Below are 16646 nucleotides of genomic sequence, written 5' to 3'. Positions count from 1 at the left end.
ATTAGAATAAATCGACTGAATTTGTTTTTTGAGATTATATTTGATTATAATTATTGAAGAAGTTCTAAATCCAATTTAAATACTTGTTCGACTAAAAAAATTAATTATTACATTCACAGTTTATAGATGCTTTTTGTAGTATAATAAATATAAATAAAGATAATTGAGGAGTATAGTCATGGAAGTATTTTTTAATATTATATATCCAATTTTACTGGCGAGTGGTGGTTTATTATTAAAATGGATTTATCAAAAAATTAATAATTATAAAAGTATAAAGCAAACTAATGAGTTAGTGATAGAAAAGATTGTTAATTATATCCATATACATAATCACATCGAGGATGAACTCTTGCAAACAATAATTTTAGGAGCATCTAAAGAGTATAATGTAAAGCTAGATAAAATGAATAATTTAAACCAAGCTAAAGCGCTCATAGCATTAAACATTATTGATAATATAATTTTTGAAACAACAAAAAAAGATACCCTTTTACAGAGTTTATTAATTAATAGTGAGATAAATATAGAAGAAACCCAAGAAGATAGCTATTATAACAAGAAAAAAATATATACAAATTTCGCCTTAGTATTTTCGATTATATATGTATATATTTTTTTAGGTGGGTTATACATTATATACACTGAAGGCAAAATAACAAATGTATTGTTAAATCAAGAGTCTTTGTTTCTATTGGTAGTAATATTTATGGTAGTAGTACTAATGTATTTAATGATCTTATTAATGATTATGAATAGAAAAAATAAAAGGAAAAAATCCTAGTTAGGTTTTTTCCTTTTTTAGAAATTAGCATAAGAAGGTGATTCGATGACATGAAATTAACAGTAAAACAACAGAAGTTTGCTGATGAGTATATTATTACTGGCAATGCTTCAGAAGCGGCAATAAAAGCTGGTTATAGTAAGAAAACTGCTAGATCAGTTGGAGCTGAAAACTTAACAAAACCATACATTAAGGAATATATAAACAAGCGACTTTGCGAACTAAAAGAAGAGCGGTTAATGTGTGTGGAGGAAGCATTAATGATTTCTGCATCAATAGCTCGAGGTGAACATCAACAGTCTTATACAAAGATATATAACAATTTAAAGGATGAAGTTGATAAAGAAGTTACGTATACCATTACACCTAGAATTGAAGAACGCCAACGATCTATAGAACATATATTAAAAGTTCATGGCATTTTAAATGGTCGTTTAGCTAATGAAAAACTTGATAAAGAAATACAAATGCTTCAGAAGAAAATTGAAAAAATGGATAATGCAGAAAATAATAGTCAAGAGTCTGAAATTGCTAAAGCACTTATTAAGTTAGCTGGTGGTTTAAATGATAGATAAAGTATTAAATCCAAAACAACAAGAAGTTTGGAATTGTTTTATAAATGAACGGCCAAAAATATTAATAGCAAGTGGAGCTAAGCGAGCAGGTAAAACGTATGTTTTTATACTGCTTTTTTTAATGCACATAGCTGGTTATGAGAATAAAGGATTGAACTTTATTATAGGTGGTGCTACTCAAGCATCTATCCGTCGTAATGTGCTAGATGATATGGAATTAATACTTGGAAAAGAGCTTAAATTAGATAAATCAAATGCAGTTAAAATATTTGGAAATAAAGTTTATGTGTTTGACGGTCAAAATGCAGATTCTTGGAAGAAAGCACGTGGTTTTACATCAGCTGGAGCATTTCTCAATGAAGGAACAGCGCTACATGACACTTTTATTAAAGAGGTGTTTTCTCGTTGTAGTTATAAAGGTGCAAGAATATTAGTAGACACAAACCCTGAAAATCCGATGCATCCAGTTAAAAAAGATTATATTGATAATTCTGGACAAACATTATCCAATGGCAGACTTAATATAAAAGCATTTCAATTTACTTTATTTGATAATACTTTTTTAGATAGTGAATATATTGAATCAATTATTGCTAGTACGCCAACAGGAATGTTTACCGATAGGGATATATACGGTAAATGGGTAGCAGCTGAAGGTGTTGTGTATAAAGATTTTAACGAAGAAATACACTACATCACAGAAGAAGAATATAATCAAAAGCAAATCAAAAAGAAATATGCTGGTGTCGACTGGGGATATGAACATCATGGATCAATTGTTGTAATTGCTGAAGATATGGAAGGCAAAAGATACTTAATTGAAGAACATGCTTATCAACATAAAGAAATTGATGATTGGGTTAAAATCGCAAAAGGTGTTATAGAGCGACATGGCAATATCTTATTTTATTGTGACACTGCTCGAACTGAACATATAAGCAGATTTGGTAAAGAAGGAATAAAAGCTAGATATGCGGATAAATCAGTTTTATCTGGTATAGAAGTAGTTGCTAGAGGATTCAAACTTAATGAGTTATTTATTATTAAAGACAAAGTTAAGTTGTTTAAAGATGAAATATATAACTACGTTTGGGATGAGAAAAAAGATGAACCAGTAAAAGCTAATGATGATTGTTTAGATGCTTTGAGATATGCAATTTATACATCTAGCAAAGGTTCAGGAACTGGTTTTAAGTAAGGAGGAGATATTTTGTATCCGAGTGAACCAACACAGACAGAAATATTTAATGACATAATTAAAAATAATAATAAACCTGAAACATTAGAAGAAATGATTATAAGATACATTAAAGCACATCAGAAAAAAATACCAAACTTTGAAATTGGCCAAAAATATTATGATCAAGAGCCAGATATTATAAGAGACCCACCTTCAAGAGATGCAACAGGTAAAGTAGACCCATTAAAACCAGATGAAAGATTAATTACTAATTTTCATGCGAATTTGGTTGATCAAAAAGTATCTTATTTAGTTGGAAAACCAATCGAATTCAAATACACAGATAACAATGTAATAGAGCAAATCAATCTAGCGCTAGGAAGTAGATTTGATGACAAGTTACATAGTGTATTGACTGGTGCAAGTAATAAAGGTATTGAGTGGATTCATCCATATATTGACGAAGAGGGAGAACTCAAATTTTTTAGAGTGCCAGCTGAGCAAGCAGTACCGATATGGAAAGATAGAGAGCACGAAAAACTCGAAGCATTTATACGCTTTTATAATATAGATAATGATATGAAAGTAGAATACTGGGACGAAACGTTCATTAATTATTATATATATGATAATGGAAGTTTAATAAGAGATTACTCACGTAATTTAAAAAGTCAAGAAACACATTTTAGTACTGGTTCATGGGGGCGTATTCCTTTTATACCTTTTAAAAATAACGATGCCGAACGCTCAGATTTGTTTATGTATAAAACTCAAATAGATGCATATAATAGGCGTTTATCTGATACAGCAAACATGTTTAAAGAATCAAATGAATTAATATATGTTCTAACTAATTACGATGACACCGATTTATCAGAGTTTAAACGTAATATGCGACATTATGGCGCTATTAAAGTAAGTAACGTTGATGGTGGTGTAGATACAATTGAAATTAAAGTACCTGTAGAAAATACAGAAAAGTATTTAAAGATGTTATATGAAAATATAATGTTATTTGGCCAAGCAGTAGATTTTAGTTCTGATAAATTTGGTTCTGCACCAAGTGGTGTTGCATTAGAGTTTTTATACACTAATTTAAATTTAAAAGCCGATAAATTAGCTCGTAAAACAAAAGTGGCCATACAAGAATTACTTTGGTACGTAATAGAACATCATAATTTAAAAGTTAATCATAAGGAAATTGATATAAGTTTTAATTATAACAAAGTTGCAAACACAGAATTACAAGTACAAATGGCGCAATCTTCAATGGGCGTGGTGAGTCATGAAACTGTTATTGAAAACCATCCTTTCGTTGAAGATTTAGAAGCAGAATTAGAAAGAATTCAAAATGAAAGATATGAACTAAATAAACAATTACCTTCTATAACGGGGGAAAGCGATGAACAACAAGAACAACATAGAGATAACAACACAGAATGATATAGATAAGTATATAGAATTATTAATACAAAAAGCTGAAAAAGAAATTGAATTGCTTTTTGCTCGAAGATTAAAGATAATAAAACAAGAAATCAATGACATGTTTGAAAAATATCAAGCTGATAGTCCACATGTCACTTGGACTGAATTTAATAAATACAATAGGCTCAATAAGGAATTAACTCGTATAGGTACGATGCTTACAAATGATTATAGAGAAGTAGCCAAGGCTATTCAAAAATCACAAGCAGATGCTTATATAGAAAAATTCCTTATGAGCCTTTATTTATATGAAATGGCAAGTCAAATACCCATGCAAATTGATGTGCCTAGTCCTGAAGTGATTTTAAGAGCAATTGAACAACCTATAGAATTTATTAAATTAATTCCCACTTTAGAAAAGCATCGTGAAAATGTTCTAAGAAAAATCAGAATGAATATTACGCAAGGTATTATGAGTGGTGAAGGATATTCTAAAATAGCTAAATCATTACGTGATGATATTGGTATGACAAAGGCACAATCTATGCGAGTAGCACGTACTGAAGCGGGTAGAGCAATGTCACAAGCTGGATTAGATAGCGCTAAAGTAGCACAGAAAAATGGTCTAGATATGAAAAAACGATGGTTTGCGACTAAAGACACACGTACTAGAGTTACGCATAGAGATTTAGATGGTGTTAGCTTACTTCTAGATGAACAATTTCATTCTAGTGGATGTGTTGGATCAGCACCTAAACTATTTGTAGGGATCAAAAGTGCAAGTGAGAACATTGCCTGTCGATGTAAGTTATTTTATTATATAGATGAAGATGAATTGCCAACAACAATGAGAGTAAGAAATGATGATGGCAGTACTTCTATTGAACCACTTCAAACTTATAATGAGTGGAAAGAATCTAAAATAAAAAAGGCACAAAAAGAGAAACCTAAGCAGTATGTTAAAAAGAATATTGACTATTCTCAGATAAAAGAACCAGATAACAAGAAAAGCGTAAAAGTGGTTAATGATGGTACAAATTATATAGATCAATTACCAAAAAATATACAAAAATCTATTTCTGATTATACGACACCTAAAGCAGAATTCATTAATGGTTTCTTAAAAGGTGAGTTTAATGGACAATCTACACCTGTACATCAAAATCCAAGTGCATATAGTTCAGTATTTGAAGATATAAGAAACCTAAACTCAGCAATTAGTAATTATAAAATACCCGAAGACTTTATTACATATAGAGGAATTTCATTAGAAGAACTGAAAGCTATTTATAAAAATTTAATTAAAGATGACAATGGTAAACTAATAGGTATTGGTATTGGATTCAAAAGCACCTCGAGACATATTGATAACACTCAATACTTTGGAGATGGGTGGAAAATGATTTGTAAAATTCCAAAAGGAGCCAATGCATTATCTATAGAGAATTATTCTAATTTGAAAATGGAAGAAGAAATTCTTTTAAATCATGGAGTGAAATTTTATATCGAAAACTTAGATGAAGATATGAAAGAACTTAGTGTCAATATAATAGTGGAGGAATTGCAATGAATAAAGAATATAAGCACTTAAGTATTGAAAAAAGATGGGAGTTAGATGGAAAACTTGATGCGAAATATTATGACAAAATAACTGAAGAAGAAATTAATGATTTTAAAAAGAAAATAGAAGAATCTAAGAAAGGTAAAAAATAAAATGATTCGCCCTAGATACGGCGTTAAAAGGTCTGTTTTTTATATCAATAATTAGGAAGTGATTATATGGAAGAAAATAAAGTGATTATGTATTTAGATGACTATAATGAGTTATTAATTAAGGCACATAATTATGATGAATTAAATAACGAAAGAAAGACATTAAAGGGAAGTACATCTAATGAAAGAGAGCCAATTAAAATTGAAGTGAGACCTGAAATAAGTGACTAAAGCTACTACACAGTGTGTGGTGGCTATTTTTTATGCCCAAATATGCTTAAGGCGTTAAAAGGTGCAAAGCTCAATGGTGGATAAGACCACCGTAATAAAAAATGTGAGGAGTATGGAATATGAAAAGAGAATTTTTACGCAATTTAGGATTAGAAGATGAAATTATCGAAAAAATTATTGATAAGCATCACAATTCATTAAAAGATTCTAAAGATAATGCCAAATCAATTCAAAATGAACTTGATAAAGCAAATGAAGAAATTTCTAAGCGAGACAAACAAATTACAGATTTAGAGTCTAAAGTGGATGATAAAGAAGCATTAGAAAAGCAACTTGAAGAATATAAAAACACTAACGCTGAATATGAATCGAAAATGAAAGAGTTGCGTTTAGATAATGCTATCAAAGTTGCAGTGGCAAAAGATGCTGTCAACGCTGATCATGTTCTAAAACTTATTGATAAAGAAGGATTGGAATTACAAGACGATGGAACAGTAAAAGGTTTAGATAAACGCTTAGAAAGTTTCAAAGAAGAAAATATACATTTGTTTGGTGCTGACAAACCGAGAGGAAATTCACCTCTAGTTGGCGCTAATCCTGAATCGGAAAAACTTACTGAACAGTGGACAGAATTTTTAAAATAGGAGTGATAAATAATGGGAAAATTAAGACTTAACTTACAGCATTTCGCTGAACAAACTACGGTCGAACCTGGAGAAACATTACTAAAAAACAAGCATATTGGAATTATTGAAAAAGTAACAGCTAAACACTCATATTCATCACCTGCGATCATTAGTAATGACGCAATTTTTATGAAAGGTCGGTCATTTACTGTATTAAAAGGGGATATAACTGAACTAAAAGACTATGAACGAAATGCCCAAAATGAATGGGATCATCCACAAATTCAAGAAACTACTTATTTCTTAGATCAAGAGAAATACTGGGGACGTTTTGTAGATGCACTCGATAAACGCGATACAGAAGGTAATATTGATATTAATTATGTGGTGGCACGTCAAGCTGCAGAAGTTGTATCACCTTATTTAGATAACTTACGTTTTGCTACATTAGCCCGCAATAAAGCCAAGCATTTAACATTAGGTAGTGGCGCAGATGCACAGTACGATGCTGTATTAGATGTATCTGTTGAATTAGATGAGATTAATGCATCACAAAATCGTGTGCTATTTGTATCACCTAGCTTCTATAAAGGAATTAAGAAATTTGTTATTGAATTACCACAAGGAGATACTCAGCAAAGAGTTTTAGGTAAAGGAATTCAAGGTGAATTAGATGGTTTCTTAGTTGTAAAAGTACCGACTAAGTTTTTACAAGGTGTACAAGCAATGGGCGTTATTGGTGAAGTATTAGCCTCACCAATTCAAGCTGATTTAGCTAAGATGAATTCAAATATCCCAGGTATGTTTGGTACTTTAGTAGAACAATTAATTTATACTGGTGCTTTTGTGCCACAACACTTACAAAAATTCATTTATACAATTGGTGGAACTGAGGTAGAGACTAACCGAGATGGTATTGACGCACATGCTACAGAAGTTAGAACCGAAGATACAGGAGCATAAGGAGTGAGTAATTATGACCTATGAAGCTATTAAATACTTTACAGACTTACAAGATAATGATTACGAATACAATGTTGGTGATACTTTTCCACGTGATGGATTAAAAGTTAGTGCTGAACGCTTAGAAGATTTATCTACTGATAAAAATAGACAAGGAATACCTTTGATTAAGCCTATTTCAGAAGCAAAAGACTTTTCGAGTATGAAAGTAGCAGAACTAAAAGAAGCGGCTATAAAACAGGGTATTGAAGGCTATTCTGATATGAAGAAATCAGAACTTATTAAAGCATTGCAAGGTGATACTTAATGGATGCTAATGAAGTTAAATTATTAAATTCAAAGCCATTAGATGACCATTCACATGATGAAGAAATAGAGGCATTAATATTAATTTACAAAGGTATGGCAGAAGAATATTGTAATAATAAATTCAAAGCACCATATCCATCTGGAGTTAAAAAATTTATAGCTGACTGTATTAAATACGGAGAAACTGGAAATATAGCTGGTCGGTCTATGGGGACGGTCAGCTATTCTTTTGTTACAGAGCTACCAGATACTTTATATAAACCTTTAATGCCATATAGAAAGTTGAAGTGGTAACATGTTTGATCCATTAAATGAGTTTCCGCATGTAATAGAAATAGGAAGTTTTGAATTAGTTGGTAAATTTCCAAATCAAAAAAGAATATTTGTTTCAATAACAAAAATTAATGGATTTATGGATACACCGTCTACCAGTGAGCAACTTAAATTTTATCAAATGGATGTGTCTTTTGACCGAAACTTATATACACCATTTCATTTTCCTATAGATCGAGAATCAATTTTTAAGTTTGAAGGTAAACTTTATGAAGTTATTGGTGAACCAACAGACCAAGGCGGAATGCATGAAGTACTTCTTACTAGATTGAAGGTGTATGAAGTTGGCCAAAGTTAAATATGGTAGTGACAAATTAGTAGTAGATTTAGAGAAATTCGAAAAAGATATGCAAGAGTGGGTTAAAAAAGGTATAGCAAAAACCACACTTATAATATATAACGCTGCAGTTGCACTAGCTCCTGTAGATTTAGGTTATTTAAAAGAAAGTATAGATTTTAAATTTACAGATGGTGGTTATAGTGCAGTTATTAGTGTTGGCGCAGATTATGCCATCTATGTTGAATTTGGGACTGGAATTTTTGCTACTGGACAAGGTGGTTCAAGAGCTGAAAAAATACCGTGGTCATATAAAGGTGACGATGGTCAATGGTATATCACATATGGCCAAGAACCACAGCCTTTTTGGTTTCCTGCAGTTGACCAAGGTGAGAAATTTTTTAGAAAGTATTTTGGGTGAGGTGATTAAACATGTGGGTATCCGTTGAACCTGAATTCTTTAATAGATTGTATAATAAAATAGAAAATCATCCATTAGTTCATAAACATGTTAACCATAGAGTTTATGATGGTGTCCAAAAAAAGGCTGTTTATCCATATATTGTGGTAGGAGAAACTAATGTTATTCCCGAAGAAACAGCAAATAGTATGAAAGAAGATGTAGCAATTACTATTCATGTGTATAGTCGAGCCTATAATCGTGATGAGGCTGCTAGAATTATAAGAGATATTTCATTTGTAGTAAATAGGAAATTAAATATACCAAACTATGAATTTATTAGAAGTCGTATAAGTGTCCAGCAAGTTATTACTGATATAGATCAGTATACAAAGCATGGCATTCTACGGCTTCTTTTTAAATATAGACATAAAACAAGATATGAAGGAGAGTGAATAAATTGCAGAAAAATTATATTGCAGCAATTCAAATAGCCGATAAGAAATTAGCCTCTAAATTATCGATTGAAGAATCTATTTTACTAGCAAGTCTTGATGAAGGCGGTCATACAATAAGTAATGATTTAGCTGAAATGATTAAAGGAGATAAAAAAGACTATTCACGTAATAGCGTAGAGGAAGAAATAAAATTAACTGTTGATAAAGTGCCAGGTGATAAAGGACAAGAAGCATTAAAAGAATCAGTTAAGTTATTTAAACAATTACGTATATGGATTTGGGAAGTTCAAAAACGAAATGGTAAACATCATGGAACTTTTGCATATGTAGTAATTGAAGAACATGATTGGTCATTTGATGACGAGGACGACAAGATAGAAATTACTGCCAAAGTTAAATTTAATAGTGCTGATGGAGAAGTCGATGAATTACCAGAAGAATGGCTTTATCCAAGTGAAGCGGCTAATACTGTTGAGTTTGAAAACATGAATGAGTATGAAGGAACTTATGAAGAAAGAACTAAAAAATCGTCTGATACAGGAGCATAAAAGGGGCATATAGCTCCTTTTTTATTTTTAAATTTTGAAAAGAGGTATAAAAATGACAAAACAAAAATTTAATCCAATTACAACTTTAACAATCAATGATGAAGAAATAAAAGCACGAGCTACTTTTAATTTTGACATGAAAGCAGAAAAGTTTACTGAAGAACGTGAAGATGAAAAAGGAAAAAAAGAAAAAGTACCAGGATTTAATGCAATTTATAACGGTATTTTATCTAGAGATACAAAATCTATTGCTGATTTTTGGGAATGTGCTACTGCATATTTAGGTAAAAAAGCACCTAAACGCGAAGATATTGAGGACGCATTGATGAAAGTTATTGAAGAAAAAGACGACACTATAGAACTGTTACAAGGTGCGTTAGACATGATGAACAATAGTGGTTTTTTCAAGCAGAAATCACGTGCTTATTGGTCACAGATGAATCAATCTATACCGATGGTCAAAGAAGAAGAGAAAGAAACAACGAAACACGGAATCGAAATGTTGAAGAACAACTACAAAGAAATCATGGGCGAACTACCTTACTAAATTATTCAGAGGTAAGGCAACTGACAAGCCAGTATATAGGTTATCTTCCAGAAGACGAACTTATGAATTTAGTTCCACATAAATGGAGCGATTGGATCGTCGGGAGGCGTCAAGCTTTGATAGATCAAAAAGAATCTATGTTATTTATGGCACAAGCAAATGGCATGGTTCAAGCTGGTAAAAGATTAACTAAACTACAAAATCAACTTGAACGTGAAAGGTACACTGTTCGAGGTGAAGAGGATAAATACGAATTAAAACGTAAGCAAAAACTTGCTCAAAATAAACGGGAAAGAGCAAGAGCAATGAGAGGAACTAGAAGATTTGTAAATTCTTTAAATAATAGAAATACAAGTCACAAGGGAGGGTGAAAATGGAAAGTAATTTTGTGGCTAAAATATATGCAGTTATTAGAAATTTTGAACGTAATATCAGAAAAGCACAACGATTGGCAAAAACTTCAGTACCTGATGAAATAAATGTAGATGTTACTGCTGATTTAAGAAAGCTGCAAAAAAAGTTAACTAGAGCTAAAGGGATACTTACTACCATCCCTCCTCGAAAAGAAATAGACATAGTCGCAAAAGTGAAAAAAGCTCAATACAACATAAAAAAGGTAACTCAAAATTTATATAGATTACCTAACAATAGAAATATTAATGTTGATGCACATATCACAAAGGCATTGATCAAATTAAAAAAAGTTACACAATCTTTGAGAATGATGCCTAAAAAGAAAACAATAAAAATTGATGCTGATACAACGTCTACTTCTAAATTACAACGTCTGTTTAGAAATGTTGAAACGCAAGTTAATCATTTCAAAAATAATGTAGATAGATTAGCTGGAGATATCAAATCATTTGGTATTGTTTTTTCACAAACTTTTAAAGGGATAATGTTAACGTCTATACAAGCATTAATACCTATTATAGCTGGATTAGTTCCAGCGCTATTTGCAGTATTAAATGCAGTTAAAGTATTAACTGGTGGCGTAGTAGCATTTGCTGGAGCGGGTGCTGTTGCTTTTGGTGGTTTTGTTGCATATGCAGGAATGGCAATAACAGCAATTAAAATGTTAGAAGATGGAACGATTGAAGCTAGTTCAGCTACACAAAAATACCAAACGGCTTTAGAATCAGTTAAAAGTACATGGCAAGATATAGTTAAACAAAACGCAAATGCAATATTTGAATCTATGGCTAATGGTTTAAATACAGTTAAAAGCGCTATGAAATCATTAACACCATTATTAAAAGGTGTGGCTGACGGTGTGAACGTTGCCAGTAAGAAAATGTTAGAATGGGCGGAAAATTCAAAAGTAGCACAAAAATTCTTTGAAATGATGAATACAACCGGGGTTTCAGTATTCAATAAATTATTAAGTGCATTGGGTCGCTTTGGTGACGCTATAATTAACGTATTTACACAATTAGCTCCTTTATTCCAATGGTCAGCTAATTGGTTTGATCGCTTAGGACAATCTTTTCAAAAATGGGCTAATAGCGCAAATGGTCAAAATAGTATTAAACAATTTATAGAATATACTAAAAAGAACTTACCTATTATCGGCAACATTTTTAAAAATGTGTTTGCCGGTATTTTTAATTTAATGAAAATATTTGGACAAAATTCAACTACTATTTTTGAATATTTAGATAAAATAAGTGCAAAATTCCGTAATTGGTCAGAAACCATTGGTAAATCGGAGGGCTTTAGAAAGTTCATTGATTATGTACAAAAAAATGGTCCAGTTATTATGCAGTTAATAGGTAATATCGTGAACTTATTAGTAGCCTTTGGTACAGCAATGGCACCAATTGCAAGCACACTTTTAAAAGTAATTACTCAAGTCATAGGGTTTACAGCTACTTTAATGGAAAATCACTCTTGGATTGCTCGATTGATTGGTATATCAGGAATATTATTAGGTGCGATTTGGTCATTAGCAGTTCCATTGATGGCAGTGAATAGCTTTTTAGGATTGTTCGGAACATCTTTATTAGATTTAGCACAGAAATTTATTACATCAGGTAATGCAAGTAAGATATTCACTGGGATAATTAATATTCTTAAAGGAGCAATAGGGTTTTTATTAAACCCAATCGAAAATATATTTAAACTTTTACCATTATTAGGCACTGCATTTACTGCACTAACAAGTCCTATTGGCATTGTAGTTGGCATCATAGCAGTTTTAGTTGGTTCTATTGTTTATTTATGGAAAACAAATGAAGATTTCAGAAATTTCGTCACTAAAATGTGGCAAGATTTGACTAATACTATCAGTGGTGCGATTCAAGGAATCATTTCATGGTTCCAAGAATTGTGGGCTAGTATTCAATCTACATTGCAACCAATTATGCCTATTTTAGAGGTTTTAGGCCAATTTTTTAATAAAATATTTGGTATTCAAATTATGTTGATAATTTCTCAAGTCATTACTGCGTTTCAAGGATTGTGGACTACCATTCAAATTGCGGCGCAATTAATAGGTGCGGCTATTTCAATAGCTGTAAATATAATCATCTCCTTATTTACAGCATTAATTCAACTTTTGACAGGCGATTTTAGCGGAGCCTGGGAGACTTTAAAGAATATGGTAACTACAAATTTACAGTTGATTTGGCAAACGATAGTGAATATTTGGGGAATCATTACTGGGTTTTTATCAAGTACACTAAATAGAATACTTGGAATTTTCGGTACAAGTTGGCAACAAATTTTTGCTACTGTCTCCTCAAAAGTCTCACAAATTTGGTCTAAAATAACTAGCGTATTTAGTGCATTGGTTACTGCGATTGCTGTTTATGTAGGTCAATGGTTAGCAAAAATTGTTAATGGATTTATTCAAATGGTGTCGCATGCTCAACAAGGTATGGGAAGATTTTTAGCTAAAATAGTAGGTGGATTTCTTCGAGTAGTATCTGCTGTTGGTCAAGGCGTATCTAATGCTGTATCAAAAGCGAGAAGTTTTATTTCAGATTTCGCTCAAGCTGGGGTTGATATGATTGCTGGTATGATTCAAGGCGTTATAGATAAAGCTAAAGATTTAGCGCAAGCGGCCTGGGACGCGGCTAAAGGGGCATTAAATGCTGCTAAAAGTGCGTTAGGCATAAAATCACCTTCAAGAGAGTTCAAATCTTTAGGTATGTATTCTATGGTTGGCTTAGGAAATGGAATTGCACAATATGCAAGTAAAGCGGCTAAAGAAAGCAGATTAGCGGCAATGAAAGTAATGGACGCATTTAAAGTAGATTTGTCACCTGGCATAACAGAAGGTTTAGGTGGTTCATTGAATGGTGATGTTAACGCGCATATGAGTAAAGATGTAAAACACAGCTTAGAAGAAAATAATAAGCCAATAGTAAATGTATTAGTTAGAAATGAAGGAGATTCCGAATGGATTAAATCGACTATTGAAGAATTAGGAGCTAGAGAAGCAATCGGAGATAACTTTTAAGGAGGTGGCATATGTTTATAGCACATGATGTAGAAATAAATAAAAATGGCGAATTGTATAGGATTAGTGATAACCCTATTACTGGCCAAAAACTAGAAGTAGTAGAATTCGATGTACAAGGTTCAGAAAAAGAATTGGATTTTAATGAAATTGAGAGAATTAATGGCAGATTTCTTAATTCTAGTGTTGAAAGATATAAAAAAGCAACAATGGTTGTTCGTTATAGTGTTAGTAAGATTGCATATGCATCTCACTTAAAAAATAGTATCCAAAATTTATTTTCTGGTGAATTTTATTTGAGAGAAATGGCAGCTAATGATATCGAGATACCCTTTCAGACTATGTTAGATCCTACGCATGAATTTGAGCTTAATTATGTAGATGGCAAACAGTTATTAGTCACATTGGTTTCTAATGTTTCTTTTGATACGACTAAAACAGAAGGGATTATAACATTAGAATTTGAAACAGTTGAATTACCTTATTATGAGTCCATTGGTTATAGTACGGATTTAGAAAGTGGAAATAATTTAGATTTATGGGGTATGACTAGTGGAATGACTTTCATCAGCAATAATAATCAAAGAAAGTTTACGTTTTATAATACAGATAATGATTTTGTTTATTATGCTGGTGACATACCGATAAATCAGTTCAATCAAAAGTTAACTGTTGAAATTATTATAGGTGAAAACACAAACCATTTTACATTTGACACTGGGTATAAGAGTGAAATGATGACCATAAAAAATATTGATTTAAAAGAAGGAGACGTCATTAAGTATGATGGTATACAAACATATAAAAATGGCATACCTATAAATGGAAAGAAATACGGCACAGGTAACCAACCATCACTAATCCCTGGTTATAATCAATTTCATTTTAACCAAGCTGTGAATAAAGTTGTTTTTAAATTCAAAATGTATTACAGATAGGGAGGTAAATTATGCCTATAATAATAAACAGTATAGTGGGGCGTAGTTTCCCATTATTTGTTAATACAACTACACAGGATAAAGTATCAGAAGAATCAGTATTATCTTTTGAAATTACAGAAGATAGATATAATTATGATTTAGTTACCAGTATTTCTACTATGTGGACAGTATCAAATGTAGGTGGAACTGATGATATTAATGAATATAAAATTATTTATATTAAAAAGAGTAGCATTGGCGAAAATCAGAAAGTATATGTTAAAGCTATTAAAAGAGAAATATTTGATTTGAAAGCTAAACGGATACATGAATCTTATACTGGTAGTTTTACTGGCGAAGAATATTTTAAACTTATTTTTAAAGGTAGTGGTTATAACTTTAAACTTTTAAGTAAAGTTTATGCTTCTAGGTTTGAAAATCTAGGTGAAGGAGATTCAAGACTAGAATTATTTAAAAAGGGTTTAAAACGTTATAATCTTGAATATTATTATGATGAAAAAACGAGAACATTTTATTTGCAAACGTCTGTAGGTAAGGAAGCAAAATATCGAATAGACACAAAGATTAATGCGAATAATGTACAATTAGAAGAAGATGCATCAGAACGTTTTACTTATATTAAAGGGTTTGGTGATTTTGAGGATGAAAAAGAATCGTATATGGAGGGGGTATTACAATTAACATACGTCCACCCAGTAGCAAAGGTAATTGGTGAAATACATGCACCACCTGTTATAGATGGCCGTATTAAACACGAAGATAAGTTGAAAGAGAAAATGGAAAAAGTCATTAACGATAGTATTAAAATTTCCGTTTCAACTGATTTTATACATCTTGAATCATATAAAGAAGCAAAGCCTATGCCTGGTGATATAACTGTATTGAAAGACTCAGTTAATAATATCAATGATGAAGTGAGAATTGTTGAAATTACGACTAAACGTGATGTGAACAATAATATTATTAATCAAGATGTAATACTTGGTGATTTTACATTAACAGAAAGAAATAAGAAAATGGCAAGAAAAGCTGCTAAATATGTAGCAAATTTAGATGTTTCATCTACTGAAACACCAGGTAAAAAAGAGCGTTTAAGAAATAATGATATAAATAGATCAATTAAAGCTATCAACTATTTAGTTGAGTTGAATAAACCAAAACCTGATTTAATTGGTAAAACGATAAAAACAAAAAATGGCACTATAATGATAGACTTTACATCTGTTTCAAGTATACGGAATGTGAAGTCTATTTATGTTATTGGAGATTCGGTAGCAAAAGGTTCTGGTGCAAAAGAAAACTTCGGACAAATGCTTGCTAAAAAAATAGGTGCAACAGTAACTAATGGTGCTGTAGGTGCTGCTACTATGTCTATTAATCGCGAACGAAGTATCTATGAACAAGCTTTAAAGATTAAAGATACCGACTTAATAATAATTCAAGGTACCGATGATGATTGGTTGTGTAACGGTGGCATACCTCTAGGTGAAGATAAAAACGATTTGAAAACTTATTATGGAGCTTTTTATCAAGCAGTAATTGCGATTAAGAAAAACAACCCAAATGGCAAAATTCTTTCTATGACTCCAACAAGACAATGTCCTGTTGATGGAACAAGAATAAGACGTAGAGATACTGATAAAAATAAACTTGGATTAGTTTTGGAAGATTATGTAAATACCCATATTTCAACTTGTACAGAATTGAATATCCCTGTTTATGATGCATATCATACTGATTTAATAGATCCATATAATCCAGCATATAGAGCTAAAAATATGGAAGATGGACTACATCCTAATGAGTTGGGACATGAAGTTATCATGTATGAGCTAATCAAAAATTATTATAACTTTTACGATTAAAGGAGGAC

General features: G+C 31.4%; 20 protein-coding genes and 1 pseudogene. All 21 read left to right on the top strand.

Annotated elements, in window-relative coordinates:
- Positions 1–178: 178 nt before the first annotated feature.
- The 21 genes and pseudogenes from ACP7BT_RS03615 (at position 179) to ACP7BT_RS03515 (ending at position 16638) form a co-directional block, all read left to right on the top strand.
- Positions 179–784, top strand: a complete 606-nt coding sequence (locus ACP7BT_RS03615) for a hypothetical protein (protein WP_426303731.1) — start codon at positions 179–181, stop codon at positions 782–784.
- Positions 785–834: 50 nt separating this feature from the next.
- The gene (locus ACP7BT_RS03610; RefSeq protein ID WP_041080371.1) at positions 835–1359 is read left to right on the top strand and encodes a terminase small subunit; all 525 of its coding nucleotides are present in this window, start codon (positions 835–837) and stop codon (positions 1357–1359) included.
- Positions 1349–2557, top strand: a complete 1209-nt coding sequence (locus ACP7BT_RS03605; RefSeq protein WP_041080372.1) for a PBSX family phage terminase large subunit — start codon at positions 1349–1351, stop codon at positions 2555–2557. Before ACP7BT_RS03610 ends, ACP7BT_RS03605 begins: the two co-directional genes overlap by 11 nt.
- A gap of 12 nt (positions 2558–2569) precedes the next feature.
- A complete protein-coding gene (locus tag ACP7BT_RS03600) occupies positions 2570–3982 on the top strand; it encodes a phage portal protein (RefSeq protein WP_041080373.1) in 1413 nt (470 codons plus the stop codon).
- Positions 3942–4895 (top strand): annotated as a pseudogene (locus ACP7BT_RS03595) (phage minor head protein); the annotation flags it as partial. The gene ACP7BT_RS03600 and the pseudogene ACP7BT_RS03595, both read left to right, overlap by 41 nt.
- Positions 4896–4982: 87 nt before the next feature.
- Complete coding sequence (locus ACP7BT_RS03590) at positions 4983–5534, top strand: ADP-ribosyltransferase (protein WP_225791791.1); 552 nt, start codon at positions 4983–4985, stop codon at positions 5532–5534.
- Complete coding sequence (locus tag ACP7BT_RS03585) at positions 5531–5677, top strand: hypothetical protein (RefSeq protein ID WP_157822572.1); 147 nt, start codon at positions 5531–5533, stop codon at positions 5675–5677. The genes ACP7BT_RS03590 and ACP7BT_RS03585 overlap by 4 nt, the downstream gene beginning before the upstream one ends.
- A 66-nt stretch (positions 5678–5743) precedes the next feature.
- Positions 5744–5908, top strand: a complete 165-nt coding sequence (locus ACP7BT_RS03580; protein ID WP_160279508.1) for a hypothetical protein — start codon at positions 5744–5746, stop codon at positions 5906–5908.
- 119 nt (positions 5909–6027) lie between these two features.
- Positions 6028–6552, top strand: a complete 525-nt coding sequence (locus ACP7BT_RS03575; protein ID WP_041080374.1) for a phage scaffolding protein — start codon at positions 6028–6030, stop codon at positions 6550–6552.
- Between the two features lie 12 nt (positions 6553–6564).
- A complete protein-coding gene (locus tag ACP7BT_RS03570) occupies positions 6565–7497 on the top strand; it encodes a hypothetical protein (RefSeq protein WP_041080376.1) in 933 nt (310 codons plus the stop codon).
- A gap of 13 nt (positions 7498–7510) precedes the next feature.
- The gene (locus ACP7BT_RS03565; protein ID WP_041080377.1) at positions 7511–7804 is read left to right on the top strand and encodes a Rho termination factor N-terminal domain-containing protein; all 294 of its coding nucleotides are present in this window, start codon (positions 7511–7513) and stop codon (positions 7802–7804) included.
- Positions 7804–8100, top strand: a complete 297-nt coding sequence (locus tag ACP7BT_RS03560) for a phage head-tail adapter protein (RefSeq protein ID WP_041080379.1) — start codon at positions 7804–7806, stop codon at positions 8098–8100. The genes ACP7BT_RS03565 and ACP7BT_RS03560 overlap by 1 nt, the downstream gene beginning before the upstream one ends.
- Position 8101: 1 nt before the next feature.
- Positions 8102–8437, top strand: a complete 336-nt coding sequence (locus tag ACP7BT_RS03555) for a hypothetical protein (RefSeq protein WP_041080381.1) — start codon at positions 8102–8104, stop codon at positions 8435–8437.
- Positions 8424–8837, top strand: coding sequence for an HK97-gp10 family putative phage morphogenesis protein (locus tag ACP7BT_RS03550; protein ID WP_041080382.1), 414 nt, complete (start codon positions 8424–8426; stop codon positions 8835–8837). Before ACP7BT_RS03555 ends, ACP7BT_RS03550 begins: the two co-directional genes overlap by 14 nt.
- Before the next feature lie 11 nt (positions 8838–8848).
- The gene (locus ACP7BT_RS03545; protein ID WP_041080384.1) at positions 8849–9271 is read left to right on the top strand and encodes a DUF3168 domain-containing protein; all 423 of its coding nucleotides are present in this window, start codon (positions 8849–8851) and stop codon (positions 9269–9271) included.
- Positions 9272–9276: 5 nt separating this feature from the next.
- Positions 9277–9822, top strand: coding sequence for a hypothetical protein (locus ACP7BT_RS03540; RefSeq protein WP_041080385.1), 546 nt, complete (start codon positions 9277–9279; stop codon positions 9820–9822).
- A gap of 52 nt (positions 9823–9874) precedes the next feature.
- Positions 9875–10369, top strand: a complete 495-nt coding sequence (locus ACP7BT_RS03535; protein WP_041080386.1) for a tail assembly chaperone — start codon at positions 9875–9877, stop codon at positions 10367–10369.
- Between the two features lie 62 nt (positions 10370–10431).
- A complete protein-coding gene (locus ACP7BT_RS03530; RefSeq protein WP_041080387.1) occupies positions 10432–10740 on the top strand; it encodes a hypothetical protein in 309 nt (102 codons plus the stop codon).
- A 2-nt stretch (positions 10741–10742) separates the two neighbouring features.
- Positions 10743–13832, top strand: a complete 3090-nt coding sequence (locus tag ACP7BT_RS03525; RefSeq protein WP_426303729.1) for a phage tail protein — start codon at positions 10743–10745, stop codon at positions 13830–13832.
- A gap of 11 nt (positions 13833–13843) precedes the next feature.
- Entirely contained in the window at positions 13844–14770 is a 927-nt protein-coding gene (locus ACP7BT_RS03520) for a phage tail domain-containing protein (RefSeq protein ID WP_041080389.1), read from the top strand.
- An 11-nt stretch (positions 14771–14781) separates the two neighbouring features.
- Positions 14782–16638: an SGNH/GDSL hydrolase family protein gene (locus ACP7BT_RS03515; protein ID WP_041080391.1), complete on the top strand. Its 1857-nt coding sequence runs from the start codon at positions 14782–14784 to the stop codon at positions 16636–16638.
- The last annotated feature ends 8 nt before the right edge of the window (positions 16639–16646 follow it).

It is taken from the genome of Staphylococcus sp. Y174-1, from assembly GCF_049897865.1.
In the GTDB taxonomy this organism is placed as follows: domain Bacteria; phylum Bacillota; class Bacilli; order Staphylococcales; family Staphylococcaceae; genus Staphylococcus; species Staphylococcus saprophyticus.
Note: the sequence above shows the minus strand (reverse complement) of the source record. Positions and strands in the feature narration are given on the sequence as shown.